Annotated in this window: 24 protein-coding genes, 1 other RNA gene and 1 pseudogene; 19 read left to right on the top strand and 7 right to left on the bottom strand. The window is 25.5% G+C overall.

The features are described 5' to 3' along the window. Positions 1-158 precede the first annotated feature (158 nt). A complete protein-coding gene (locus ACXX86_RS00735) occupies positions 159-2,042 on the bottom strand; it encodes a hypothetical protein (protein ID WP_458560952.1) in 1,884 nt (627 codons plus the stop codon). Positions 2,043-2,243: 201 nt separating this feature from the next. On the opposite strand from ACXX86_RS00735, the gene ACXX86_RS00740 reads away from it, so the two are divergent. From ACXX86_RS00740 to ACXX86_RS00765, 6 genes are all read left to right on the top strand, one after another. Continuing rightward, entirely contained in the window at positions 2,244-3,215 is a 972-nt protein-coding gene (locus ACXX86_RS00740) for a phosphate acetyltransferase (protein WP_458557483.1), read from the top strand. Between the two features lies 1 nt (position 3,216). Beyond that, positions 3,217-4,422 carry an acetate/propionate family kinase gene (locus ACXX86_RS00745; RefSeq protein ID WP_436359090.1) on the top strand — a complete coding sequence of 402 codons (1,206 nt, stop codon included), beginning with the start codon at positions 3,217-3,219 and terminating at the stop codon, positions 4,420-4,422. Next, a complete protein-coding gene (gene coaD, locus ACXX86_RS00750) occupies positions 4,415-4,843 on the top strand; it encodes a pantetheine-phosphate adenylyltransferase (RefSeq protein ID WP_458560953.1) in 429 nt (142 codons plus the stop codon). The genes ACXX86_RS00745 and coaD overlap by 8 nt, the downstream gene beginning before the upstream one ends. After that, entirely contained in the window at positions 4,844-5,401 is a 558-nt protein-coding gene (gene yihA, locus ACXX86_RS00755; protein ID WP_436359092.1) for a ribosome biogenesis GTP-binding protein YihA/YsxC, read from the top strand. Positions 5,402-5,559: 158 nt separating this feature from the next. After that, on the top strand, positions 5,560-6,207 hold the full coding sequence (locus tag ACXX86_RS00760; RefSeq protein ID WP_436359093.1) for a LemA family protein: 648 nt from the start codon (positions 5,560-5,562) through the stop codon (positions 6,205-6,207). A 6-nt stretch (positions 6,208-6,213) separates the two neighbouring features. Then, positions 6,214-7,293: a hypothetical protein gene (locus ACXX86_RS00765; RefSeq protein ID WP_436359094.1), complete on the top strand. Its 1,080-nt coding sequence runs from the start codon at positions 6,214-6,216 to the stop codon at positions 7,291-7,293. 30 nt (positions 7,294-7,323) lie between these two features. Here the strand turns inward: ACXX86_RS00765 and ychF are convergent, their stop codons facing one another. From ychF to rpsF, 4 genes are read right to left on the bottom strand one after another with little or no spacing between them, the layout of a single operon-like run. After that, positions 7,324-8,427: a redox-regulated ATPase YchF gene (gene ychF, locus ACXX86_RS00770; protein WP_436359095.1), complete on the bottom strand. Its 1,104-nt coding sequence runs from the start codon at positions 8,425-8,427 to the stop codon at positions 7,324-7,326. 48 nt (positions 8,428-8,475) lie between these two features. Continuing rightward, entirely contained in the window at positions 8,476-8,721 is a 246-nt protein-coding gene (gene rpsR, locus ACXX86_RS00775) for a 30S ribosomal protein S18 (RefSeq protein WP_458560954.1), read from the bottom strand. A gap of 16 nt (positions 8,722-8,737) precedes the next feature. After that, positions 8,738-9,235 (bottom strand): single-stranded DNA-binding protein, encoded by a 498-nt coding sequence (locus ACXX86_RS00780; protein ID WP_436359097.1) that lies wholly within the window; start codon positions 9,233-9,235, stop codon positions 8,738-8,740. 14 nt (positions 9,236-9,249) lie between these two features. Next, positions 9,250-9,699 (bottom strand): 30S ribosomal protein S6, encoded by a 450-nt coding sequence (rpsF, locus tag ACXX86_RS00785; RefSeq protein ID WP_458560599.1) that lies wholly within the window; start codon positions 9,697-9,699, stop codon positions 9,250-9,252. 287 nt (positions 9,700-9,986) lie between these two features. On the opposite strand from rpsF, the gene rplU reads away from it, so the two are divergent. The 7 genes and pseudogenes from rplU to ssrA all read left to right on the top strand — a co-directional run bounded on the left by rplU (position 9,987) and on the right by ssrA (position 21,636). Continuing rightward, on the top strand, positions 9,987-10,286 hold the full coding sequence (rplU, locus tag ACXX86_RS00790) for a 50S ribosomal protein L21 (protein ID WP_436359099.1): 300 nt from the start codon (positions 9,987-9,989) through the stop codon (positions 10,284-10,286). 6 nt (positions 10,287-10,292) lie between these two features. Beyond that, positions 10,293-10,550, top strand: a complete 258-nt coding sequence (gene rpmA, locus ACXX86_RS00795; RefSeq protein WP_436359100.1) for a 50S ribosomal protein L27 — start codon at positions 10,293-10,295, stop codon at positions 10,548-10,550. A 131-nt stretch (positions 10,551-10,681) separates the two neighbouring features. Next, positions 10,682-14,347, top strand: coding sequence for a DNA-directed RNA polymerase subunit beta (gene rpoB / locus ACXX86_RS00800; protein WP_436359101.1), 3,666 nt, complete (start codon positions 10,682-10,684; stop codon positions 14,345-14,347). Then, a pseudogene (locus ACXX86_RS00805) lies at positions 14,347-18,240 on the top strand (DNA-directed RNA polymerase subunit beta'); the annotation flags it as partial. The gene rpoB and the pseudogene ACXX86_RS00805, both read left to right, overlap by 1 nt. A 598-nt stretch (positions 18,241-18,838) precedes the next feature. Beyond that, positions 18,839-20,086, top strand: a complete 1,248-nt coding sequence (locus tag ACXX86_RS00810) for a hypothetical protein (RefSeq protein WP_436359103.1) — start codon at positions 18,839-18,841, stop codon at positions 20,084-20,086. Positions 20,087-20,417: 331 nt separating this feature from the next. Further along, positions 20,418-21,194, top strand: a complete 777-nt coding sequence (locus ACXX86_RS00815) for a hypothetical protein (RefSeq protein ID WP_436359105.1) — start codon at positions 20,418-20,420, stop codon at positions 21,192-21,194. A 60-nt stretch (positions 21,195-21,254) separates the two neighbouring features. After that, positions 21,255-21,636: a transfer-messenger RNA gene (gene ssrA, locus ACXX86_RS00820) on the top strand. 4 nt (positions 21,637-21,640) lie between these two features. On the opposite strand, the gene ACXX86_RS00825 is transcribed toward ssrA, so the two are convergent. Both ACXX86_RS00825 and ACXX86_RS00830 read right to left on the bottom strand, forming a co-directional pair. Further along, entirely contained in the window at positions 21,641-21,880 is a 240-nt protein-coding gene (locus tag ACXX86_RS00825) for a hypothetical protein (RefSeq protein WP_458557563.1), read from the bottom strand. A gap of 134 nt (positions 21,881-22,014) precedes the next feature. Beyond that, positions 22,015-22,230, bottom strand: coding sequence for an MAG6790 family protein (locus ACXX86_RS00830; RefSeq protein ID WP_436359110.1), 216 nt, complete (start codon positions 22,228-22,230; stop codon positions 22,015-22,017). 209 nt (positions 22,231-22,439) lie between these two features. Here ACXX86_RS00830 and ACXX86_RS00835 point away from each other — a divergent pair, with 209 nt between their 5' ends. Genes ACXX86_RS00835 through ACXX86_RS00860 form a run of 6 tightly spaced genes read left to right on the top strand, consistent with a single transcriptional unit; the run spans position 22,440 to position 26,346 of the window. Next, positions 22,440-23,186 (top strand): YebC/PmpR family DNA-binding transcriptional regulator, encoded by a 747-nt coding sequence (locus tag ACXX86_RS00835; RefSeq protein ID WP_458557562.1) that lies wholly within the window; start codon positions 22,440-22,442, stop codon positions 23,184-23,186. Positions 23,187-23,188: 2 nt separating this feature from the next. Then, positions 23,189-23,617: a transcription antitermination factor NusB gene (locus ACXX86_RS00840; RefSeq protein WP_458557561.1), complete on the top strand. Its 429-nt coding sequence runs from the start codon at positions 23,189-23,191 to the stop codon at positions 23,615-23,617. Continuing rightward, positions 23,586-24,026, top strand: a complete 441-nt coding sequence (locus ACXX86_RS00845; RefSeq protein WP_436359115.1) for a hypothetical protein — start codon at positions 23,586-23,588, stop codon at positions 24,024-24,026. The genes ACXX86_RS00840 and ACXX86_RS00845 overlap by 32 nt, the downstream gene beginning before the upstream one ends. Before the next feature lie 2 nt (positions 24,027-24,028). Further along, entirely contained in the window at positions 24,029-24,763 is a 735-nt protein-coding gene (locus tag ACXX86_RS00850) for a TlyA family RNA methyltransferase (RefSeq protein WP_436359116.1), read from the top strand. After that, a complete protein-coding gene (locus ACXX86_RS00855) occupies positions 24,756-25,907 on the top strand; it encodes an aminotransferase class V-fold PLP-dependent enzyme (protein WP_458560955.1) in 1,152 nt (383 codons plus the stop codon). Before ACXX86_RS00850 ends, ACXX86_RS00855 begins: the two co-directional genes overlap by 8 nt. Before the next feature lies 1 nt (position 25,908). Beyond that, on the top strand, positions 25,909-26,346 hold the full coding sequence (locus ACXX86_RS00860; RefSeq protein WP_436359118.1) for an iron-sulfur cluster assembly scaffold protein: 438 nt from the start codon (positions 25,909-25,911) through the stop codon (positions 26,344-26,346). The last annotated feature ends 39 nt before the right edge of the window (positions 26,347-26,385 follow it).

Raw genomic sequence — 26,385 nt, forward strand, 5'->3', positions numbered from 1 at the left:
CCAAAAAAATGGTTGATTTTCTGCTTTTTAGTGTTGACTGGGAAACTCGGGATAAAATGCTAAGCATTTTATTAAATTAATATAAAATACAAATAGGTTATAAAAACACTGGTGCACTTTATATTTCATTTAAGGAAACTCAACTAAATTGAGTTTTTTTATTTATTAATTTTAAATATTCTTCCAGAGTTTAGATCTTTAATTATAGAACCGGATAAATTTTCTGGTAAATTATCATTTATATAGAAAGTTAGTGTGTTTAAATCTGTATATCCTTTATATTCTTTATCGTTTTTTACTATTGAAAATAGGTGATTTAACTCGTTATTTAGATAAGTATTTGGTAGTTCAAAATGTAAATAAGTTGTATTATTTATAGTTTCTCTTTTTAAAATATTAATATTTGTTATATTATTTTCGAATGTTGAAATTTTAGTGATTTTATTATTATCGAAAGGAATAAGCATATGGGAAGCATTATTAATAAATTCTATTGAAGATAAATAATATGTTTTATTAGCTTCAAAGAAAGAATCATTTAGCATAATTTCTAGTTTGTTTTTATCTATTAAGTGTAATATTTTTTCTTCATTTGTAGTAATATGATTGTTTTCATCTATTACAACAAAATTTGCTTTTATTTCTGAATTATTTGTAGTTTCTAAATTATTTTTTAGTAAAATGTTTAATTTATTTTCTTCTTTTTGAACAGTAATAAGATTGTTTGTTTCTATTGTATTTTTATTAAAAATAAACTTATTTTTATTTAAATTAATTTCAGTATTGGAATATTCAACTTCAATAAAATCTTCTGTTTGAAAAGAATTTTTAAATTGAAATAATACTGCTTTTTTATTTAAATCTACAACGTTGAAATTATTAACTTCTTCTAACAATTCTTTATTTTTATTATAATGTTTAATTTTAAAATTTTGAGAACTTAAATCTATTCAATTATTTGGATCATTTATAAAAAGTAAAGAACTTTTATTTGTTACAAAAGAATTTTCAAACGAAACTTCTTTATTTTTCGCTTTATAATAATTTTTTATAGTTTCACTAAAATCTTTATAATTGGCAATAATTTTATTTTGTTCATTTGAAGAATTTGCAATTTCTAATTGTAAAATATTTCAAACATATTTATCACTTAATTGATTTAAATCAAAAGAAAGATTTTTTTCTTCAATTGTTCCTAATATTTTTTTAATTTCATTATTTCTATTTTCAAAAATTAAAGAAAAATTATTAAAATTATTTGGATTTTTTATATTTTTATTTAAAGTTTCTAAATTTATAATCAGTTTATTTTTAATGATTTGTCCAAAATTTAAATTTGAAATAGTTAATTTTTCTTTATTTATTTCTAAAAAATGATTATCAATTAAATTATCAGTGGGATTAAAATATAATTTTTTAAGTAAGTATCTTCCTTTTTCTAAATCATTAGGTATATCTATTTTAAATGAATTATTTAATATAGTTATGTTTTTTGTTTTGTTTATATTTGTATTTTCGATATTTTCTAAAGTATAAGTTATAGAATTACTGTTTAAAATATTGGTAAAGAAAATTTCTAATTCCCCAGTTTTTTCCGTATTTTTGATTTCAAAAAAAGGAAAATTAATTTTTATATTTTCTGTTTTTTCAACAAGTGTAATGTCGCTTGGTATCTGAATGGAATAACTACCTTTTTTTGGAATAGATAAATCATTTATATCTATAACTCAAAAATTATCATTGTTAATTTTTTTTCAAGATGCTTTAAAAGTAATGCTTTCGTTTTGTTCATTAGTAAATTCAATTTCTTTGGCTGAATTGTTTGTAGGTTGATTATCTTTAGTTTTTAGAAAAATTTGTCATCCATTGGTGTTTTTAGAAATACTAAAATTAGTTGCTTCATTTTTTTTAATATCAATCTTTTGATTATTTTTATGTTTTAAAACAATAGCAGTTGTTCCTACAGCAACAGGAATTCCGATTGCAACAATTGGTAAAGCTATAAATAATGCTTTTTTTGTTTCTTTTTTATTTTTAAACATTTTTCTCCTTTTGATTATTTAAAAATTACTATTTATAAATTATAAAACTAATACAAAAAAATAAAATAACTTTCTTTATTTTTTATTAATTTCTATAAAAAAACGAAAATAATTCTTTTATTGAATTTATTTTCAATAATAAAGAAATAGTTTTTTAAAAAAGTATTATAATTTTTATTATTAAATAAATAAGGAGAAAAAATGTTTTTTCAAAAAGAATTAGAAAATAAAATTGATATAAAAAACAAAGAATTAAAATCAAAAAAAACCATTTTACTAATAGATGGAGAAGATCAAAGAGCTATTGATGCGGCGGAAAAATTAGTTAATACTGATTTAGTAAATGTTATTTTACTTGTAAATAAAGAAAATAAAAATGTTTCTTCTAAAATTCAACAAGAAGTAATTAGTTCTTCTAAAAAGGAAAAATACGCAAAATTATTTTTTGAAGCAAGAAATGGAAAAGAAACAATGGAATCTGCTCAAAAAAGTTTAGAAAGCAATCCTTTTTATGGAATGATGATGTTAAAAAACAAAGAAGTAGATGGTGTAGTTGGTGGTTTAAATTACACAACAGCCGATATTTTAAGAGCTGGTTTTAAAGTGATTGGTCCTAAAAAAGGAATAAAAACTATTTCATCTGCTATGATAATGCATAAGGAAAATGAAAAATTTATTTTTTCAGATATATCTGTAAATATAAAACCAAATTCAGATCAGTTGGCTGAAATTGGTTTAAATGCAAAAGAATTTGCAAAAAATTTAGGAATAGAACCAAAAATTGCTTTCCTTTCTTTTTCAACAGATGGTTCAGCTGTTAGTGATGAATCTAAATTAAGCTCAGAAGCAACTATTAAATTTAATGAATTAAGTAGTGATGTTAAAGCTATTGGTGAAATTCAATTCGATGCCGCTATTAGCGAAAACGTAAGAAAAGCTAAATATAAAAAAGAGTCATATGATGGACAAACTAATGTGTTTATATTCCCTAATTTAGATGCAGGAAATATAGGATATAAAATAGCACAAAGACTTGGAAATTATGGAGCAATTGGTCCAGTTATTACAGGTATTGCAGAACCTGTAAATGATTTATCTAGAGGATCAACTGTAGAAGACGTTTATAACACAGTTTTAATTACAACATTACAGACTTTTAAAGAGGAAAAATAATATGAATAAAAAAATATTAGTAATAAATGCTGGTTCTTCATCAATGAAATGATCATTATTTAATAAAGAAGATTTTAAAGTTATAGCTTCAGGAATCGCAGAAAGAGTTGGGATAGCTAATTCTTTTATTAAAATGTCATTTGGTGATAATGATATTAAAAAAGAAGTTGAAATGCAAAATCATAAAGAAGCAGCAAATAAAACACTTGATTTATGACAAGAAAATAAAATTATTAATTCTTTAGATGAAATTGAGTTAATCGGATTTAGAGTAGTTCATGGTGGTGAATATTTTAAAGATTCTACAAAATTAACAAAAGAAGCAATTGAATTAATAGATGAATGTTCAAAATTTGCTCCATTACATAATCCTGGAGCAATCCAAGCAATTAAAGCTATGCAAGAAGTTTTACCTAATGCTAAAATGAGTGCTAGTTTTGACACAGCCTTCCATACTTCTATTCCTGATATTAATTCAAAATACGGGATTAATAAAGAATTTGCAGAAAAATACGGCATTAAAAAATATGGAATGCATGGAATTAGTCATAAATTTATTACATTAAAATTAGAAAAAATTTTAAATAAAGAAAAAATAAATTTTGTTAATTTACATATAGGAAATGGAGCATCTTTATGTGCTATTAAAGATTCTAAATCATTTGATACATCTATGGGATTTACTCCATTAGCGGGCATAATGATGGGAACAAGAAGTGGAGATATAGATCCGGCGATTCATGAATATGCAACCGAAGCTGCTAATATTTCTTTAAAAGAATTTACCAATTTATTAAATAAACAATCTGGATTATTAGGTGTTTCTGGTATTTCATCTGATATGAGAGATTTGGTTCAAAGATACAAAGAAAATGATCAAAATGTAATTTTTACTTTAAATTTATATATTCAAAAAATTGTAGATTATTTAGTTAACTACATTAATAAAGTTGGTAAAAAAATAGATGCATTAGTTTTTACAGCAGGAATTGGTGAAAATTCTAGTTTTATTAGAGAATTAGTTATTGAAAAATTAACCTTACCAAATTTAAATATTGAACTGGATAAAGATAAAAATAATGTTTCACCTTCAGAAATTAAAGATTATACATTAATTTCTTCTTCTAAATCCGACATTCCTGTTTATGTAATAAGAACTAATGAAGAATTACTTATTGCACAAGACGCATTAAAATTATATGAATAAAGCAATATTTGCAGGTAGTTTTGATCCTTTTCACGAAGGGCATTTAAATATTTTACAAAAAGCTTTAAAAGTATTTGATTTTATATATGTTGTAATAACTAGAAATCCAGATAAAAAGCAAATAAGTTCATTTCAAGAAAAAAAATCAATAGTTCAGCAAAAAATAGATAAACTTAAAAATGTAGAAATATTGATTAACGATAAAGAGTTGACTGCAGAATTTGCAAAAAAACTAGATGTTAAATTTTTAATAAGAGCAGCAAGAAATGATATAGACTTTAGTTATGAATTAGAACTTGCATATGGAAATAAAGAAATTTACAGCGAATTAGAAACAATTGTATTTTTTCCAGATGAAAAAAACCGAGAAATAAGTTCAACATTAGAAAGACATAAAAAAATTTATGATAAAGGATTTTAGATGTGAAAATTTATAGTATCTTCTTCAAAAAAAGAAAATTGATATTTTCATAAAGGAAAAGAAATTTGTTTTATAGGTAGATCTAATGTTGGTAAATCTTCTTTAATAAACGCTCTTGCAAACACAAAAATAGCAAAAACTTCAAATACTCCCGGTAGAACACAATTAATTAATTTTTTTGAAAACAACGACCAAAAAATAATCGTGGATTTACCTGGTTATGGATATGCTAAAATGTCAAAATCTCTTTCTGAAAAAATGTTCAATATGATTGAAGAATATTTTACTTTTAGGGAAAATTTAGATACTACTTTTTTACTTTTTGATTCTAGAATTGGATTAACTGATAATGACAAAAGTATGTTAGAATTTTTAGAATTTTTAAATAAAAAAATTATTTTAGTTGCAACTAAAATAGACAAATTAAACCAGTCACAATTATATAAAGTCAAAAAAGAAATCGAATTACTAAATAAATATGAATGTTTTTTTGTTTCTTCAACAAAAAAGAAAAATTTAAATTTATTAATTCAAAAAATGGATGAAATTTTAATGTAAAATAAAATCTATTTAATTGATATAATTTTATTAGTAGGATTATTTGTTCATAAAAAATCATCTTAGTTGAATATCAAAACAAATTTTACTACTGATTTAATTTATATAAAGTTAAACATAATTTAATAATATAAATATAAAAAAAAGAAAGGAAAATTATGGCAAATTTATTTAATCCAAATAATAACAATGAACCAAAAGGATTTGAACCTACAGTTGATAATAGTGCAAAAAAACCTGTTTGTTCAGTAGCGGCAAAAGTATTTTTCTGAGTTTTTGGAACATTACTTCTATTTTTTGCACCAATTTATTTCTTAGTTAAAAGAAATGGATTTTTAAGACAACAAAATGAAATCAATGAGGCAGCTGGTACAATCGAAACTCAATTAGCTAAACGTAGTGATACATTAATAAAATTAGTAGATCAAGTTAAATCACACAAAAATTTTGAACAATCTATTCTTACTGATGTAACTAAATTAAGAAATATGACTAAAAGTATTGATAATGCTTCTCAAGTAGAAGGTTTAACTAATTCAGTTTTAGGTAGATTGATTGCTGTTTCAGAAAACTATCCAGATTTAAAAACATCAGCACTTTATGGTGAATTAATGGAACAAACAAGTTATTTAGAAAGAGAAATAGCTGCAGCAAGAAGACTATATAATAGTAAAGTTAACACATTTAACACTTCTATTTTAGTTTTCCCAGCAACAGTTATATCAAGTTCATTACACTTAGAAACTTATCCATTATTCCAAGCAAGCGCACAACAAAGACAAGATGTTTCTATGAAAGATTTATAAAATTAGATGAAAACAATAGACAATTATAAAACATTTTCAGAGTTTCAACATATTTCAAAAGAAACAATTTATCCATTTATTAAAAATACAATAGATGAAACTTTTGATAAGACAAAAGATTTACAAGAAAAAATAAAAAAAGCACATTTAATTTTTTCTATTTTTATAATCACAACACTAGTTTTACTTGGATTATCTATTTTATTTGTTGTTATTTGATTACTTCAAAAAAATGTTTCTTTAACAGTAGCTGCATTAGTTTTCTTTGTTTTAGGTTTAATAAGTTCTTTGGTAGCTTCAATATTTATGAAGAAAAAGAAAAATTTAATTTTGATGCTTCAACTTGAAATTCAAAAAAACCTCAATGTTCCTTCTATTTATAAAGAAAGCATTAAAGTTTTAGATGAAACCTATGATTATAAAATAAATAAAGAAATTGACGAAAGTAATAATTTTAGTTTAGATAAAAGACACATTGAAGAAGTTCAAAGTGATTTAGCAAGAAGCTATGATAAAGTTGTTTTAGAAAGCAAAACATCAATTAAAAGAGTTTTAATTAATCAAAAATATCCTGTTGTTTTTTTAAACTTAAAATGAAAATGTATTGATTATGCTAAGAAAAAAGGGGATAACGATAGAGTTACATACGTAGATAACGGTATTATGCAAATCGATACAACAGTGCTTGGTGATAAAGGTTTTGCCTTTGAATTATTTAGATCATCTTTTTTTAGTAAAAAAAACATAGAGAAATTAGAAAATAAAGATTTTGTTAAAACATTTTCTCCACGTTCAAATAACGAATTAAAAATAAGACAAATGTATACACCTCTTGCAATGGAACTATCACTAAAGAGATATCATGATAAAAACGGTGTTCAAATTACAGGATTACATTTATTATCATCAGGATCTAGAATTTATTATACTTATAATTGTAGTTTTGGTTTTATGGAACTAGATTTTCCAAAATCATCTGATAAAGTTAAAATTTTAAATAAAGTTTATAATGATATATTAGTTGATGTTTATTCTCTATATTATCTAATTTCATTGATTAATAATACTACACTTTATTTACAATAATAAAAAAATGAGATTTAAGTATCTCATTTTTTATTTTCCAAATTTAAATAAACAAATATCGCCATCTTGCATTTCGTAATTTTTTCCTTCTAGACGCATTTTTCCTTGTTCTTTAGCGTTTTTTTCACCACCATTATCAATATAATCACTATAACTAATTATTTCTGCTTTTATGAATTTTTTTTCAAAATCGCTATGAATAATTCCTGCACATTGTGGTGCAAACATTCCTTTGGTGAAAGTTCAAGCCCTAACTTCTTTAACACCTGCTGTAAAATAAGTTGCTAAATTTAAAAGCTTAAATGCTTCTCTTGTTAAAATTTCAAGTCCTGAATATTCTAGTTTATATTCATCTAGAAATATTTGTTTATCTTCGTCATTTAATAAACTAATTTCATATTCTAATTGGATAGAAATAGGAAGTAATAAATTATTGTAAGAATCAACAAGAGTTTTAAGATTATAAAAATGCTTATTATTTAAAGGATTTTCTATATCTTCTTGAGAGATATTTCCAACATATAATATAGGTTTTAATGTTAATAACTGGTAACCTTTGACAATTTTTAATTCTTCTTCTGATAAATTAACGTTTCTTGCTGGAATATTATTATCAAATGCTTTTTTGAGTTTTAAAGCAACTTGATATTCCGCCTTTACATCTTTATCACTACTATTGAGTGCTTTCTTTTCTACCCTTTTAATTACATTTTCAATTACTTGCATATCAGCAAGTAATAATTCTAAATTAATTACTTCCACATCGTTTTTAGGATTTATTTCATTTGCAACATGTAAAATATCTTTGTTTTCAAAGCAACGAACAACTTGAATAATTGCATCTACTTCTCTTATATTAGATAAAAATTTATTACCAAGACCTTCTCCTTTAGAAGCTCCTGATACTAACCCTGCTATATCAACGAAAGTAAAGGTTGTTGGCAAGATTCTTTCAGGATTAACAAATTTTGCAATTTCGTTTAATCTTTTATCTTTTAATTCAACTATTGAAATATTTGGTTCAATAGTTGTAAAAGCATAATTTGCTGATTCAGCTTGCACTTTTGTTAATGCAGAAAACAAAGTGGATTTTCCTACGTTAGGTAATCCAACTATTCCGGCTTTTAATGACATATTTCTCCTTTAAAAAATCTTTAGAGTATTGCTCTAAAGATTTTTATATTATTTTCTAATTATTTCAGATACGAATGGTAATAATGCAATAATTCTTGCTCTTTTGATAGCTGTAGATAATAATCTTTGATGTCTAGAACATGTACCAGTTAATCTTGAAGGATGAATTTTTCCATGACTACTAATATATTTTTTAAGTAATTCTGTGTTTTTGTAATCAATATATTGCATTGATTCTAAACAAAAATTACAAGGTCTTTTTTTGAATTGTTTTTTTACTTTACGATTAATCATTTTTCTCCTTAGTTAATTATAAAAAACTTTCAACATCTCAATCTGTTTCTTCTTCATCATCATTTAAAGTAGTTTTTTCTACATTATTTTTTGATGAATATTCTGAATTATTTACAGTTGAAAATGTTGGTTCTGCAGGATTTGTTGCTGAAACAGAAGGGTTATTATTAATATTTTTTCTTCTATTTTCGCTTTCTTGCTTGCTTTCTAATAAAGTTACATTTTCAGCAGAAACTTCATTTGAAGTAACGTTTTGTCCTTGATTATTAACAAAACTATTTGTAGCAAAGGAACCTTCCACAAGGATTCTAGAACCTTTTGATGCATTTCTTGCTAAAAATTCAGCACTATTTCTTCAAACTACAACAGGTATAAAATCAGTAATTTCATTGCCATCATTAGTTGAATATCTTCTTGATACAGCAACTGTTAATCTTAAATAACTAATATTAGATTTAGTTTTATTTAATTCTAAATTATTCGCTATTCTTCCTATTAATATAACTTTATTCATTGCAAACTCCCTTATTATTCTTTATTTTCAGTTTTTTTTGTAACTCTTGTTCTTTTAACAACTTTTTTTTCTTCAGCTTTTGTTTCTTTATTTTGTTCTGAATTTTCAGAATTAGAATTTTCTTTTGAGTTTTGTTGATTTTTAAAGAATGAAAGTTTACGTTTTTTAGGTTTTACTTTTCTATTTAAACCTTTTTCTGTATCTAAGTTAACAACAAGACTTCTTCAAATTGTTTTTTGAATGTTTGTTTTTCTAACAAATTCAGCAATTTTGCTTTCTTCTGATTCTACATTCATTAAAACAAAAATTCCTGTTTTAGATTTATTGATTGGATAAGCTAACTCAGTTCTTTCTAATTTTTCTACACTTTTAACACCATTTGAAAAAACTTCTTTTGCAATTTTTTCTGCTAATGCAACATCTTCTGTTGGTGCTAAAATTAGCATAATTTCGTATTTTGCCATTTTGGCTCCTTTCGGTCATCAGGATCTTTTTTCAAGATCAAGGAGTATATATTAGAAATACTCTTTTGAATTATATAATATTTTGCTTAATTATCTATTAAATTTGTAAAAAGATTTTACTTAAACATATTTTCTTATACAAAATATAATACATTTTTTTATTATATATTAATTAAAAAGTGTTATAATTAAATAGTTACTTGTGTAACCATTCTAAAAAGGTAGTGACTAAAAAGTCCAATCATTTATAAAATGAACCTCAAAGATGAGCCATATGAGGAGGAAGCATGTTTGCAATAATCAAAACTGGTGGAAAACAACTTATTGTTAAATCAGGAGATACAATTTTTATTGAAAAAATTGATGGAAACGAAGGAGACAAAGTTTCTTTTAACGAAGTTCTTGTTCTTGATAAAAAAGTTGGAACACCTTTTGTTAAAGGTGCAGTTGTTGAAGGTGTAATTGAAAAACAAGGAAAAGCTAAAAAAATCGTTGTTTATCGTCACAACCCTAAATCAACTCATAAAAGAAAATTAGGTCATCGTCAACCTTATACTCGTGTAAAAATAACAGAATTGAAAGGATAATTTAAAATGGCAAAAACCAAAGCTGGTGGTTCTACTAGAAACGGTAGAGATTCGATAGGTAGACGTCTTGGTGTTAAATTAAGTGATGGTCAATTCGCAACTGCAGGAGCAATTATTTTCAGACAAAGAGGAACTAAAATCTTCCCTGGAAATAATGTTGGACGTGGAAACGATGACACATTATACTCACTAATTGACGGATATGTAAAATTCGAAACAAAAAGAAACAGAAAAGTTGCTTCTGTTTATGAAGAAAGAAAATAGAAAAAAAACTTAAAAAATAACTAGATTTAATCATCTAGTTATTGTTTTATTCTGTTTAATGTAAATTATGATATAATTCCATAATCATTACTATTAAATATAACACAAAATTAATTAAAAAAGGAAGAAAAATGGAAAAAAAATTCAAAATTAGAAAATTTGGACCAATAACTGAAAGAAGAGATTATTCAAAAACTAAACATACGTTAGAAACTCCTGATTTTCTTGAAACACAAAGAAAATCATTTAACTGATTTTTAACAGATGGTTTAGATGAATCATTGAATAAAATTTACCCTATTGTTTCTGCAAATGGAAAAATTGAAATTCAATACATACCTGGTTCAGTAAGAGTTGAAATTCCAAAAGATGAATTTCAAGCAATTAAAGAAGCAAAACAAAAAGGAACATCTTATACAGGGAAAATAGTTGGTTCTTTAAGAAAACATACTGTGGAAACAGGAGAAATTGACGAAAGTACAGATATTATTTATGGAGAAGTTCCTTTAATGACAAGTGGTGGTACTTTTATCATAAATGGTTCTGAAAAAGTTATTGTTGCTCAGTTGATTAGATCTGCTGGGGCATATTTTGGTAAAAACGTTCGTAATAAACAAGCGGATGACTTGTTTAACAAAGTTGAAATTATTCCACAACTTGGATCTTGAATTGAAATTTTCCACAGAGTTACAGGTAACTCAATTGATACAGTAAAAATTAGAATTGATAAACATAAAAACATTCCTTTAACCACTTTTTTAAATGGTTTAGGTTTGAAAAAAGAAACAATGTTACAACTATTTGGTAATTCAAGTGTTTTAAAAGAGTCAATTAAAAAAGAAAAAATCGAATCCAGTAAAGATAATTTAGAGTTAATTTATAGAATTATTAGAAAAGGAGATAGAATCACCGATGAAGCTATTTTCAATTTAATTCCTTTAACTTTATTTAATGACAGAAGATACAATTTATCTAAAACTGGTAGATACATGTTGAATAGAAAGTTAAATTTAGTTGAAAGAATTTTAGAAACTTATTTAGCAGAAGATTTAACAAATGACAAAGGGGAAATTCTTTACAAAAAAGAAACTTTTATTACTCCAAAACTTGCTTTAGAAATTCAATCTCAATTTGATAAAGGTATCTTAAAAACAGTAGACATTCCAGATATTACTTCTCAAGTTTATGGAAAACAACTTGATATAAATCCTTCTTTAGAAAAAAGAACAAAAGTAATTATGGTAAAAGTATGACCAAACAAAAGATCTTTAGAAAATGGCAAAGATCCTATTTTAGTTATTGCAAACGATCCTACTTCTACAGAAATGCATTTATTAATTTCTGATATTATTGCAACCATTTCATATTACTTTAATTTAATTGATAATTTAGGAAAAGAAGATGATCCTGACTCACTTGTTAATAAAAGAATAGTTGGAGTTGGTGAATTATTACAAAACCAATTCATTGTGGGACTTACTAAACTAGAAAAACACGCAAAAGAAAAACTATCTACAAAAGAAATGGATAAAATTACACCTAAAAGTATTCATAATAATAAACCAATTTATAACCAATTTAAAACATTTTTTAACTCTTCAAAATTATCACAATTTATGGATCAAATTAATCCACTTGCTGAAATTGCAAACAAAAGAAGAGTTACATCTCTTGGACCTGGAGGTTTAAATAGAGATACAGCTCAATTTGAAGTTCGTGACGTTCATGCAACTCATTACGGAAGAATTTGTCCTATTGAAACACCTGAAGGACAAAACATTGGACTTATTTTAAACCTTGCTTCTTATTCGAAAGTTGATGATTACGGATTTATCCAAACTCCTTATTATGGAGTTGAAAACGGAATCATTAACTATGATAAAGTTTACTGATTAACAGCAGTGCAAGAATATGGTTTTAAATTTGCTCAATCTTCTGTTGATGTTGATGAAAATAACAAAATTTTAGGGGATAAAATTACTGTTAGAAAAGATCACGAATATTTAATTGTTAAACCTGAAGAAGTTGATTATATTGATGTAGCTTCAAAACAAATGACTTCTATTGCTGCAAGTACCATTCCATTTTTAGAAAACGATGATGCTAACCGTGCATTGATGGGCGCAAACATGCAAAGACAAGCAGTACCATTAATTGAATCTGAAACTCCACTAGTTGGAACTGGTGCTGAATATGATGTTGCAAGATATGCTGCAACCAATTTAAAAGCAAAGAAAGCTGGAGAAGTTGTTTTTGTCGATTCACAACAAATTAAAATAAAAAGTAGTGACAAAATAAACGAAATAATCGATTATAATTTAAGAATTTTTGAAAGATCCAATCAAGGAACTGTTATTAATCAAAAACCAATAGTAAAAGTAGGGGATAAAGTTGAAGCAGGACAATTAATTTGTGATGGTCCTTCAACTAAAAATGGAGAATTAGCTCTTGGTAAAAATGTGCTAGTTGCCTTCTCTACATGACATGGATTCAACTTCGAGGATGCTGTTATTATAAGTGAAAAATTAGTTAAAGATGATGTCTTTACTTCTATTCACATTGAAGAGCAAACTATTCAATTTAGAGCATCAAAAGCAGGAGATGATATTCTAACAACAGATATTCCAAATGCTTCTTTACGTTCAAAAAGACATTTAGATGAAAACGGGATTGTTCGTGTTGGTTCTGAAGTAAGTACAGGAGATATTCTTGTTGGTAGAACCAGTCCGAAAGGAGAAGATAATCCAACTCCTGAAGAAAAATTAATGAATGCAATTTTTGGTAATAAATCTTCAAATCAAAAAGATACATCATTAAAAGTAAAACACGGAGATGCTGGTACAGTTATTGATGTGCAAATTCTTTCAAGAGCACAAGGGGATTCACTGGAAGACGGAATTGATAAAATTGTTAAAGTATTTATTGCTCAAAAAAGAAAAATAAAAGTTGGGGACAAAATGGCTGGTCGTCACGGAAACAAAGGGGTTATTTCTCTTGTATTACCAGTAGAGGATATGCCATACTTAGAAGATGGAACTCCAATCGATATTCTATTAAATCCACAAGGGGTTCCTTCACGTATGAACATTGGTCAAGTACTTGAATTACACCTTGGAATGGCTGCTAGAAAACTTAATGTTAAATTTGTTTCTCCTGTATTTGACGGAGTAAAAAATAACGACATAACAAATGTTTTAAAAGAAGCTAACTTACCTACTTCTGGTAAATTTAAACTATACGATGGAATTACAGGAATACCATTTGACAACGAAGTATCAGTTGGTGTTATGTATATGTTAAAACTACAACACATGGTCGATGACAAAATGAATGCTCGTAGTGTTGGACCATATTCACTAATTACTCAACAACCATTAGGAGGTAAATCTCAAAATGGTGGACAAAGATTTGGAGAAATGGAAACCTGAGCATTAGAAGCATTTGGTGCATCTACTGTTTTACAAGAATTATTAACATATAAATCTGATAACATTCAAGGAAGAAATATTCTTTATAATGTTTTAGCAACAGGAGGAAAAATTCCTAAACCTGGAATGCCTGAATCATTTAACGTTTTAGCTTATGAATTAAGAGGTCTTGGAATCAAATTAGAAGTGCACAAAAAAGAAAACTACCTAAAAGACGAAGAATTTGAACAAGATTTTAGTAGTTATGAAGAAAATAACATTAGTATTGAAGACGAATTTTCACCAGAAATTATTAATGATTATAATTTAATTAGTGAAAAAATTGATACTCATGAAAATAATTTTGAAGAAGAAGAAGGAGATTATTAATGATTAAGAAGGAACCAAATAAAATTACAAGAAAATACGCAACAATTGATGAAAATTCTATTGATAAAATTTCACTTTCTCTTGCTACTTCTGAAGATGTTTTAGAATGATCACATGGTGAAGTTACTAAACCAGAAACCATTAATTATAAAACATATAAACCAGAAAGAGAAGGGTTATTCGATGAGTTAATTTTTGGACCTATTATTGATTATAAATGTTCAATTTGTGGAAGAAAATATAAAAAATCCAACGAAGGAACTCTTTGTTCTGCAACAGATCAATGTAAGGCATTAAAATCTGAAATTTTACCAAAAATTTCTAGAAGATCAAGAATGGGACACATTGAGTTACAATCACCAGTTGTGCACTTTTGATTTTTCAGAATTGATCACTCAATTATTTCTAAATTACTTGGAATAAAAACAGAAGACTCAAATAAAGCAGTTTCTAAATCATCATTAGAATCCTTAATTTACTATAAAGCTCACATTATTTTGGAATCTGGAGACATCAAAGCATTACCAAAAAATCAAATTATCGAACTAAATGAAGCTGGAGTTATTTATAGAGATGCATTAATTGAAATTCGTTCCCGTTATAAAGAAGGAACTGAAGCTTATGAAGAATTATCAGAAGCTTTAAAAGATTTAACTGAACTTGCATCTTCCAAAATTGGTAAAGAATACGGAATTGATTTTTATGAATTAAATGAAATTATTGAAGAGTATTCAGATGCTAAAATTTCTACCGGTTCAGCGGCTATTGAATACTTATTAAAAAATATTAATCTTGAAGAAGAAAGAGATAAAGTTAAAAAACAAGTTGATGAAATTCAGCAATTAAGTCCTGAAAAACAAACATCAACAAAAATTCAAGAAAGAGATAAATTGTATAAAAGATTACAAGTTATTAACTCTTTTATTAACTCTCAACAAAAACCAACTTCTATGTTAATTAAACATTTACCAGTTATTCCTGCTGATTTAAGACCATTAATTCAATTAGATGGTGGAAGACACTCAACTAGTGATATTAACGAACTTTATCGTCGTATTATTATTAGAAATAACCGTTTAAAAGGATGAATGGAAAAAGATGCTCCAATCTTGATAATTCAAAATGAATTAAGAATGATTCAAGAAGCTGTAGATGCATTAATTGATAATCAAAGAAGAAGTCCTTCTCCAGTTTCGGCTAAAGATGGAAGACCATTAAAATCTATTTCTGACGCTTTAACAGGTAAAAAAGGGAGATTTAGACAAAATTTACTTGGAAAAAGGGTTGATTATTCAGGGCGTAGTGTTATCGTTGTTGGTCCAAATCTAAAAATGAACCAAGTTGGTATTCCACGGGAAATGGTTGCAAAACTATTTGAACCATGAATTATCAAAAGATTAACTGAGCGTGAATTAGCTTCTTCAATTAAAAGTGCTAGAAAAATGATTGAAGAATTAAATCCAATCATTTGACCACACGTTGATGAAGTTATTAAAGGAAAATTAGTTCTTTTAAACCGTGCTCCTTCATTACACCGTTTATCAATTAGAGCTTTTGAACCGATTTTAGTTAGAGGGCGTGCTATTAAATTGCATCCGCTTGTAACAGCAGGGTTCAATGCTGACTTTGATGGTGATCAAATGGCTGTTCACGTTCCTATTTCTCCTGAAGCAATTAGAGAATCTAGAGAATTAATGTTTGCAAATAAAAACATTCTTGGACCTAAAGATGGTGAACCTATTGTTAACCCTTCACAAGATATGATTCTTGGTTTATACTATTTAACTAAAGAAGAACAAGAAGAAAGCGGTAGAAAAGGAGAAGGAAGATATTTTGCAGATTACGATGAAATGATGAGAGCTCACGAAGTTGGTGTTGTTTCATTACACGCAAGAGTTGCTTTACCTTTTGAAAAAGTTAAAAAAACTTTAGAAACTTCAGTTCAAGGATACGTAGTTTCTACAGTTGGTAAATTTATTTTTAACAATGCTTTTCCAGATAATTTCCCATTTGTTTTTGACACAAATGTAGATAATTTATATGCAGATCAACAAAAACAATTAGAAAAATATGTTATTAAAAAACATGGAAACATTCCTGAATTTATTAAAGCATTACCATTAAATGAACCACTAAACAAAAAACATATTGCTAAAATAATAAGACAAACTTATGACAATTTTGATATCGTGGTTTCAATGGAAGATGTAGCTTCTGTTGTTAAAAAAATAAATTATGAAAATTATAAAGATGTTTTTCAATATTATTCAGAATTAATTGATTACAAAAATGAAATAATTTCTAGCAAACATGCTTCCAATTTAACTAAATTTACAATTGAAGAATTTGAAAACATATATAAAAGAGTTAAATACAGAAACAATAACATTGATAGAGAGTTAGAAAAAGAAGAAAAAGCAGAATTATTGGAAAAAATTTGATTTAAATATACAAATTTAGTTGCTGAAATTCTAGATAAAATTAAAGATTTAGGTTTCACATATTCAATGCTTTCAGGTACTTCAATTTCCATTGGAGATATTAAATTAGCTCCAAGAAAAGATGAATTTATTAAACAAGGTGAAGAACACACTGCTAAACTTAATAAATACTTTAGAATGGGAATGTTAACCGATGATGAAAGATATATTTTAACCATTGAAAAATGAACCAAAATTAAAGATGAAATTCAAAAAGACTTAAATACAGTAACTTTACAAGAACCAAATAACCCTATTTTTATGATGATGAAATCAGGAGCAAGGGGAAATATTTCTAACTTCGTTCAATTAGCTGGAATGCGTGGATTGATGGCTAATAACGTTAAAACATTAAAAGCCGATGCTGAAAATGAGCGTGTGGTACGTTCTACTGTTGAAGTTCCAGTTAAAAGTTCTTTCCTTGAAGGATTAACTTCTTATGAATTTTATTCTTCAACTCACGGTGCTAGAAAAGGGGGAACCGATACTGCTCTTAACACAGCTAAATCAGGTTACTTAACTCGTCGTTTAGTTGATGTTGCACAAAATATTGTAGTAACTCAAAAAGATTGTGGTTCAGACTTTGGGTTTTTAGTAAAAGAAATCATCGATACTAAAACCAATTCTACAATTGTTTCTTTATACGAAAGAATTGAAGGAAGATATACTAACTCACCTGTAATTCACCCAGAAACAGGCGAAATCATAATCGAAGATAATAAATTTATTACTCCTGAAATTGCACAAAAAATTATTGATGCTAACATAAAAGAAGTAGATATCCGTTCTATTTTAAGTTGTCACACTAGAAATGGTGTATGTAAAAAATGTTACGGAAAAGATCTTGCAACCAATAGAATTGTTGCAATCGGAGAAGCTGTAGGGATTATTGCTGCTCAATCAATCGGTGAACCTGGTACACAGTTAACAATGCGTACATTCCATACAGGAGGGGTTGCTGGGGTTGAAGATATTACAGGAGGTTTTGCTAGATTGATTGAATTAATCGATGCTTTTGAACGTCCATGAGGAAAACCAGCACAAATTTCTCCAGTTAAAGGTTATGTAAAATCTATTGATCAATTAATGGATAAAGAAAGAAATCAAACAGATGATAAGTTAGTAAAAGTTGCTTATATAAATAAAGATGGTGAAGAATTAGAAAAAGTATTCCATGTCCCTGTAAATAGAAAATTAAGAGTACAAGTTGGTGATTCTATTACTCCAGGACAAAAAATTACAGAAGGTCCTATTATTTTAAAAGAGTTACTAAACTACACTGATGCTCGTAAAGTACAAAATTATTTATTAAAAGAAGTACAAAGACTATATAGAATGCAAGGAATTTCCATTAGTGATAAATATATAGAAATTATTATTCGTCAAATGCTTTCTAAAATTTTAATTACTGATGCAGGAGATTCAAACTTATTTGTTGGATCTTTAGTTGATATTTTTGAATATCAAGAAGTTAATGGAGAATTACTATCTCAAGGAAAAAAACCTGCATTTGGTAAAATTGTAATTAAAGGAGCAAAACAAACTCCACTATTATCTGATTCATTCTTAGCTGCCGCTTCATATCAAGAAACTTCAAAAATTTTAGTTCACGCTTCAATTTCTTCACAAATTGATAAATTAGAAGGATTAAAAGAAAATATTATTGTAGGACATAAAATTCCAGCAGGAACAAACTCTAAATATGAAGCAAAATCTAAATATGATATTCAAGACCCAATTAATTACTTTAAAGACTAAAATTACAATAAAATAACATTTTGTTTAATTACAAAATGTTTTTTATTTAATTCAGTTCAAATGAAATGGGCGTATAATACTACTTTTTGCAAAAAAGTCAAATAATTTATCTAGAAATAGCAAAAAATTTTAAAAAACAAGAATTTTATTATAAGAAATAGGGTTTTGTTATCAATTTCTTCCAACAGACCTATAATAATTCAAATAGATTTTTAGATCTATTTTAAAAAACTTTAAATATAAAGGAGAAATTATGAAAAAAAGATTTAAATCAGTTTTATTATTAGGTTTACCAACACTAACAACTGTTTTTGCAGTTGTTTCATGTTCTAATCCTGCTAAAACTACTAACGAAACTAATCAATCATTAGATTATACAACCTATGGAATTGCTAAAGCAAACCAAGTAAAAGAAAGAGTATTAGAATTTCCTGCTGCAAGAGGAGAAAATAGAATGGATGAAAACGGAGTTTTCTCATTCCACTTACATAACACACCAGTACAAGGAGTTTCAGGTGAGTGAACAGCTTTTGCAACAGAAGTAAAATCATTAACTGATAACACTCTTGTAAAAGACACAAAAGGAAAACCAGTAGTTAAAAAAGCTATGGCGATGGCAAAAGAAGTAGATGCTTCCAAAGATTTTCCATTAGTATTTTCATGAACTGGTGACAATAAACTTACAGAAGGAAAATTCTATACATTCATTTTTTGAAAAAATGACGGCACAGAAAAAATAACTTTCAAAAATGATTTTATTAAAGACAATAAAGACATTTTCCCTGCAACTTCCATTAAAACAATTACTAATTTATCAATTGACTTTACTGTACCAGAATATGGAGTAACTAAACTTACAACAGGAACTGTAAAAGAAAGACAATTAGAATTTCCAGCAGTTAGAAGTGAAAACGTATTAGATGCAAATGGTATATTTACTTTTAAATTACATAACACACCAGTACAAGGTGTTAAAGGAGAATGATTAGCATTTGCAACAGAAGTAACTTCATTACATGACAATACTTTAGTAAAAGATGCTAATGGAAAACCAATAGTTAAAAAAGCTATGGCTATGGCAAAAGCTAATGCAGACGTAGTTAATGAAAATGCTTTAGAATTTTCATGAACTGGAGACAATAAACTAACAGAAGGAAAATTCTATACATTTATTTTCTTTGCGAAAGATGGGACTGAAAGAATAGTATTTAAACCAGAATTTGTAGTTGAAAGCAAAGATACATTTGAAGCAATAAAAGGAACCTCTACAAGAAAATCAAATTCAACAGAAACAATGCATTCAATGGATAAATCAAATATGATGATGAAAGATTCTAGCGATAAATCAACATCAAAACAAAATCCTAATACTTCAAATGATATGATGCATTCTGATTCTAATAGTATGGAAAAAAATAAAACAACATCAGATAATTCAATGATGAGTGGTGACCAACACCAAGATTCAACAAATGCACCACAACCAATGAAAAATTCATAATATTTATTATCTAAATTTTATGAATTAATTCATTTTTTTGTTTTAAAATAAGAGTTTTTATGCACTTTTTTACTTTTTTTCTTGAAAAATGTAAAAATAGTATTATAATTAATATGTAATAACCAAAAAGTTATTACAATATAGTAAATGCACATTATTAAAAAAACAAATCTAGAATACCCTTTTTAGGGTATTTTTTTAGCCCTATACATATAAAAAAGGAGAAAAATGAAAAAAAGTTTAAAATTATTATCTAATTTTAGCAACTTTAGAGCAATATTTATAATCAGTAATAGAAAAAACAAAATTAAAATAGATAATTTAGGTTAATATGGAACTATATGTTTTAATCCCTTTAGTTATTATCTTTTTTGTTGTTACTTTTTCAATATTGTTATTTGTATATCCTATTTTAATAAGAAAATATTGTGCTAAAATTAGAAAATTAATACAAGATAATTATTTTTCTCTTAAAACTTTAGTTACAAATAAAGAAAAAATAGAAAAAAATATTTACTTTAAATTTAATCGTTATAATACACGGTCATATATTGGATTACTTCCCCTTTGGTATTTTTTGTTTTTGATTATTTTTTCTGCAATTTTAAAGGTTTTAGAAGTTGAAGATAGTTTTTACTTTTCATTTACTTGAGAAGTTATATGAATATCATTTATAGTTATTTTTTCATTAACTTTGATTTTAGAAATTTTGATATTTATTTTTATTTATAGTTTAATACAATATACAAGAAGAATCGTTATCTTCAATGAAATAATTTTTACTAAAAAGAAAATTTTTAGAAAAGAATTCATTTTTATTGATGAATATGAAAAATTACCACAGAAAAAGCAAAATCCAAATTATTTAATATTTTTTAAAATGGATTTAAAAACAGAAAATTTTTATAGAGATTTCATCAAACATTTATCTAAACCAAAAACTATAAATGATTTTAAAGAAATTTTTAGTCAAATTGAAATTCAGTATAAATCAAGAAATGACAATTTTTATTTACCATTTATTGATGAAATTATTTATGATATACATTTTAAAAAAGATTTTCCAAATGTAAAAAAATTTCTAAAATGAGCTTCAAAACTAAAATAATTAAATATCTTGGATTTTCCCTAAGATATTTTTTATTTATGTGATAGAATAATTATGTATGGGGGTGTACTGGCTTCGACATATATAAGTAATATTAAAACTCAGTAGTGTAGTAGACTATAATTACTTCTAGGCTTTTCTAAATGGAAAAGAAAATAAAAAATCAGAAGTAACATTTAACATGTTAGCTTCTACAAATTCAAATCTAATTTTTGCTTAATTAAAAATTAGTTAAAAAATAAGATTTTCCTTTGATTTTATTTTTTAAGTTTTTTAAAAGGATATTTAGATAGATTTAACTAAAATCTAAAGAAATTTATAGTTAAATAAATTAGATTCTTTTTGTTAGTTTTAGACTAATTTATTATAAAAACTAAATAAACTGTAAACTTTTAATAAAGCTTATGTGTGGACCCGGGTTCAACTCCCGGCATCTCCACCATTTTTTATTTTTTTATTTCAAGCATTTTTTCATATTTAATGCTTGTATCATAATAAAAAGCATTGTTGTCTTCAGGATTATTACTATCACTAACTCTATAATAAATTGTATTTGTTTTTGAATCATAACTTAAAAAATGATAGTATTGTTTTTTATAACCGCAAGATAGGCTGTTTTCTTCATCATAATGAGATTTTCAACTGAAAATTTCATTAAAAGTTTTTTTAATTTTTAATTCATTCATAACAAAATCATTATAACACTTAAAAAATAAAAAAATTAAAAAATGAACTTTAAAAAGAAAAAAATCCATTTTTTTGAAGTTTTTTAATTTAAAGTATAAAAAATAGGACTAAATCCTATTTATATTTATGAATTTTATATAGTTTTTACTAATTTTTCTTTAGATAAATCAATTCCATCTGTTTTATTTCTTTGAATATGATAAATTTCAATAGGAACATTACTATTAGTATGAATTCCTTTTTTTTGCTCTCTTATAAAATGAACAATATCTTTTTCTATATCTTCCAGTGAATGTCCTTGAGCAATTACTTCTTTTGTAGATTTTAAAATGGCTTTATATTGATACATATTTACCTCTTTCTTTAATATCTATACAATAAAATTATAAAACTTTTTACAGTAATTTTTAAAAATAAAATTTAAAATAACTATATAAATATAAAAAAATAGATTTTTTTAATTTTTATATAAAAAACCATAATAAAAATCAAAAAATTTATTATAATTTAAAATAAATTATTACATACATATTTAATTCAATAAAATAAGGAGATAAAATGGCTGGACATTCAAAATGAGCTAACATTAAACATAGAAAAGGTGCTCAAGATGCAATAAGAGGAAAAATTTTTGCTAAATTTTCAAAAGAAATAATGGTTGCTGCAGCTAAAGGTGGTGGAGATATAGATACAAATCCAGCTTTAAGATTAGTAGTTTCTAAAGCAAGAGCAAAATCAATGCCTAAAGCAAATATTGAAAAGGCAATAGCAAAAGCAACAGGAGCTTCAAAAGAAGGGATTGATTTTAAAGAAGTTATTTATTCAGGAACTTTAGCTGGTGGTGTAACATTTTTAGTTATTTGTTTAACAGATAATATGAACCGTATTACAGCAAATATTCAAGCTCTGTTTAAAAAAGCAGGAGGGCAAGTAGGAAAACAAGGTTCTATTCCTTATGTTTTTGATCAAAAAGGTGTTTTAGAAATTGAAAAAAATCTTGCAAATGAAGAAGAATTGATGTTATTTGCCTTAGAAAATGGAGCAGAAGACTTTAAATCAGAAAATGAATATTATGAAATTTATTGTGAACCATCAAATTTTTTAAGCTTAAAAACAGCATTAGATAAACAATATAATTTTGAATATAAAACTGCGGAAGTAACTTATATTCCAAATCAAGAAGTTCAATTAGATGAAGAAAAAACAAAAAAATTATTAGAACATATTGAAAAATTTGAAGACGATGATGATATTCAAGAAGTATTTCATAATATGGATTTATCTGTTCTTTCTGAAGAAGAGTAAAAATGAAATCAATATCTAATAAAAAAACAAGAAAGCAATATAGAATTGAGTTAATTTCTGTAATTTATTCTTATGAGTTACAAGATCTTGTAATTGAAAGTAATCGAATTTTTGAGAGTAAAGATTTAAATAAGCAACAAATACAAACATTAGAATTAATAGAAAAACAGTATTTTTTCCATAAAAAAATTATTAGTTCATTTTTTAAAGAAAATGTATTATGAAATAATGTAAAACCTTTAATTAGAGCAATTTTATTGATGGGTGCTTTTGAATTAATGTATTTGGATAAAAGAATAGTAATTAATGAATTCGTAGAAATAACAAAGGATTTTACTTTAGAAGAAGATACAGATTATAAATTTGTGAATGCTATTTTAGATAAAGTAAGTAAAGAATATGAAAAACAATTTAAAATTGAAAAAAATTAATTCTTTAATTAAAAAAAATAATTATGAAAAAGAATATAAATACATTTTTAGTAATAAAAAAATGTATTTTTTAATTACAAAGTTAGCTTTAATATTTAATTTAAAAATTGATATAAAAGAGATTTATGAACAAGAAATTTCATTGATTAAAAAGTTTAATTCAGAATCTTTTATATGGATATCACAACAAATACTTAATACAGATGAAGTTTTAAGTAAAATAGATAATAAAAAAATTTCTACTTATTTGTCTAATTTCCTTTATTTTCGCGTAAAAATGAATCATAATAATATTTTTGAGTTTGAAAAAGAAAGTAGAAAAAAATTTAATTTTTTTGCAAATGAATTAATGGAGTCGACTTGCAATTTTAACTATTATATAACTAAAATTTTAGAGGTAGCAAAATAAAAATGTCTAAATTAACTCTTTTACAACTTTTAGAACAAAAAAATCTTAAAAACGCTGAAACTCTTATTAGGATGGGTAAAGTCAAAGTTAATGGTGAAATTATTTTTATTCCAAGTACTAAAATTTCTTTTGAAAAAGATAAAGTAGAAGTTTTTGAAGAAAAAAAAGAATGAGTTTCTAGAGGGGCTTATAAATTGCTAGAAGCTATTAAACTTTTTAATTTAAATTTTCAAGATAAAACAGTTTTAGATATTGGTTCTTCAACTGGTGGATTTACAGAAGTTAGTTTAAAACATGGTGCAAAAAAAGTTTATTCATTGGATTCTGGAACAAACCAACTTGACTACTCATTAAGAACGAATACAAAGGTAATTCCTTTAGAAAAGACAAATTTAAAGTCAATTTCATTTGAACTTTTTAAAGAAAAAATGGATATCATAGTTTGTGATGTTTCTTTTATAAGTTTAAAAGAAGTGTTTAAGGTAATAAAAGAAATCGTGACATTAAATACAGATATTATGTTATTGATAAAACCACAATTTGAAGCAAGTAGTAAATATGTGGAAAAAGGTGGTTATGTTGACGAAAAGTATCATCAATTTTTAATAAATAGAGTTGTTGAATACGGAAAAGATAATGGTTTTGAACTTATAAAAATTTTCAAATCGCCAATTTTAGGCAATAAATCTAAAAATATAGAATATATAACTTTATTTAAAAGGAGTCAATATGAATAACTACAAAAAATTATTTCCTATGTTATCAAAAATAACATATTTTGATAATGCAGCTTTGTCTCAAAAACCTTTATCAGTAATAGAAGCGGGTGTAGATTTTTACTCAAATTACTCAATAAGCACTAGAACATCAGATTCAAAAATAGGAATCCAGGTGTTAAAAAAAGTGGAAACTGTTAGAAAAAAAATCGCCAAACTCATAGATGCTAAAAAAGATGAAATTATTTTTACTTCAGGAACAACTGAATCGATTAATGTATTTGCTTTAATGTCTAAACAATTTTTAAAAGCAAATGATGAAATTCTTTTATCATTTTATAATCACTCTTCTAATATAGTTCCATGAATTGAAATAGCTAAAGAGTTAAATTTAAAAGTAAAATATTCAAAAAACCTTTTAGAAGATATTAATAAAAATACTAAAATTATTTGCTATTCTCAAGTTACAAATAACATAAACCAAAATTTTAATTCTACTGAAATTTATAAAAAAGCAAAAGAAGTAAAAGCAATAGTGTTCAATGATGCTGCTCAAGCAATTGCTCATGACAAAGTTTCTTTTAAAAATTCAGATATAGTAGTTTTTAGTGCAAATAAAATGTATGGACCTACAGGTTTAGGAGTTTTAGCAATAAAAAGTAAAATTTTAAATAAAATTAACCCTGTTATTTTTGGTGGTGGAGCAGTTGAAAAAATAGATAAATCTAATAATTGAACTCGAAAAAGCGGAATTAGTGCTTTTGAACCAGGAACTATGAATTTAGCGGCAATTTGACAATTAGATAAAGCAATTGATTTAATTAACGAAGTTTCAATTGAAAAAATTCATAATTTAAATTTAGAAGTAGCTAATTATTTATATGACCAATTATCAACAATTGAAGGTATAAATATATCATCTAAAAGGGGTGATTTTATAACTTTATTTAACATAAAACAATATGCACCACAAGATATAGCTTCTTATTTAGGTCATAAAGATATATATGTTAGAAGCGGAAATTTTTGTTCAAAACTTCTTTCTGAAGTAGAAAATGAAAATAATTATGTAAGAATTTCTGTAGCTTTTTATAATGATAAAACAGATGTAGATAAATTAGTACAAGCACTAAAAGAAGGAGGAGACTTTTTAAGTTTTATATAAAATGGACGCAAATCAAAAAAGAAAATTAATAATGGATCATTACTCTAATGCAAAAAATAAAGTTGCAGAATTACCAAACTGAAATAATAATTATTTACATAGTTCTAATTGTGTTGATGAAATTTGATTAGCACTTAATTTACAAGAAAATACAGTAATAGATGCTAAATTTAAAGGTATAGGCTGTGCAGTTTTTTTATCTTCAGCAGATATTTTTCTTGACATTATAAAAAACAAAACAATTATAGAAATTAAAGAAATCATCGAAATTTATAAAAGTTTAATAAATCAAAAGAAAAATGTTGATAATTTAGAAAAAATAGGAAATTTAGTGGCGTTTAATGATGTTAAAACTCACTTAAATAGGCTAGAATGTGCTTCAATGATTTATAAAGTAGTGCTAGATAATATTGAATCATGAGTAAATAAAGGAAAATAAACAAAAGAAAGAAACTTAATTTAACTTCTTTCTTTTTAT

The organism is Mycoplasma sp. CB776, assembly GCF_054343395.1.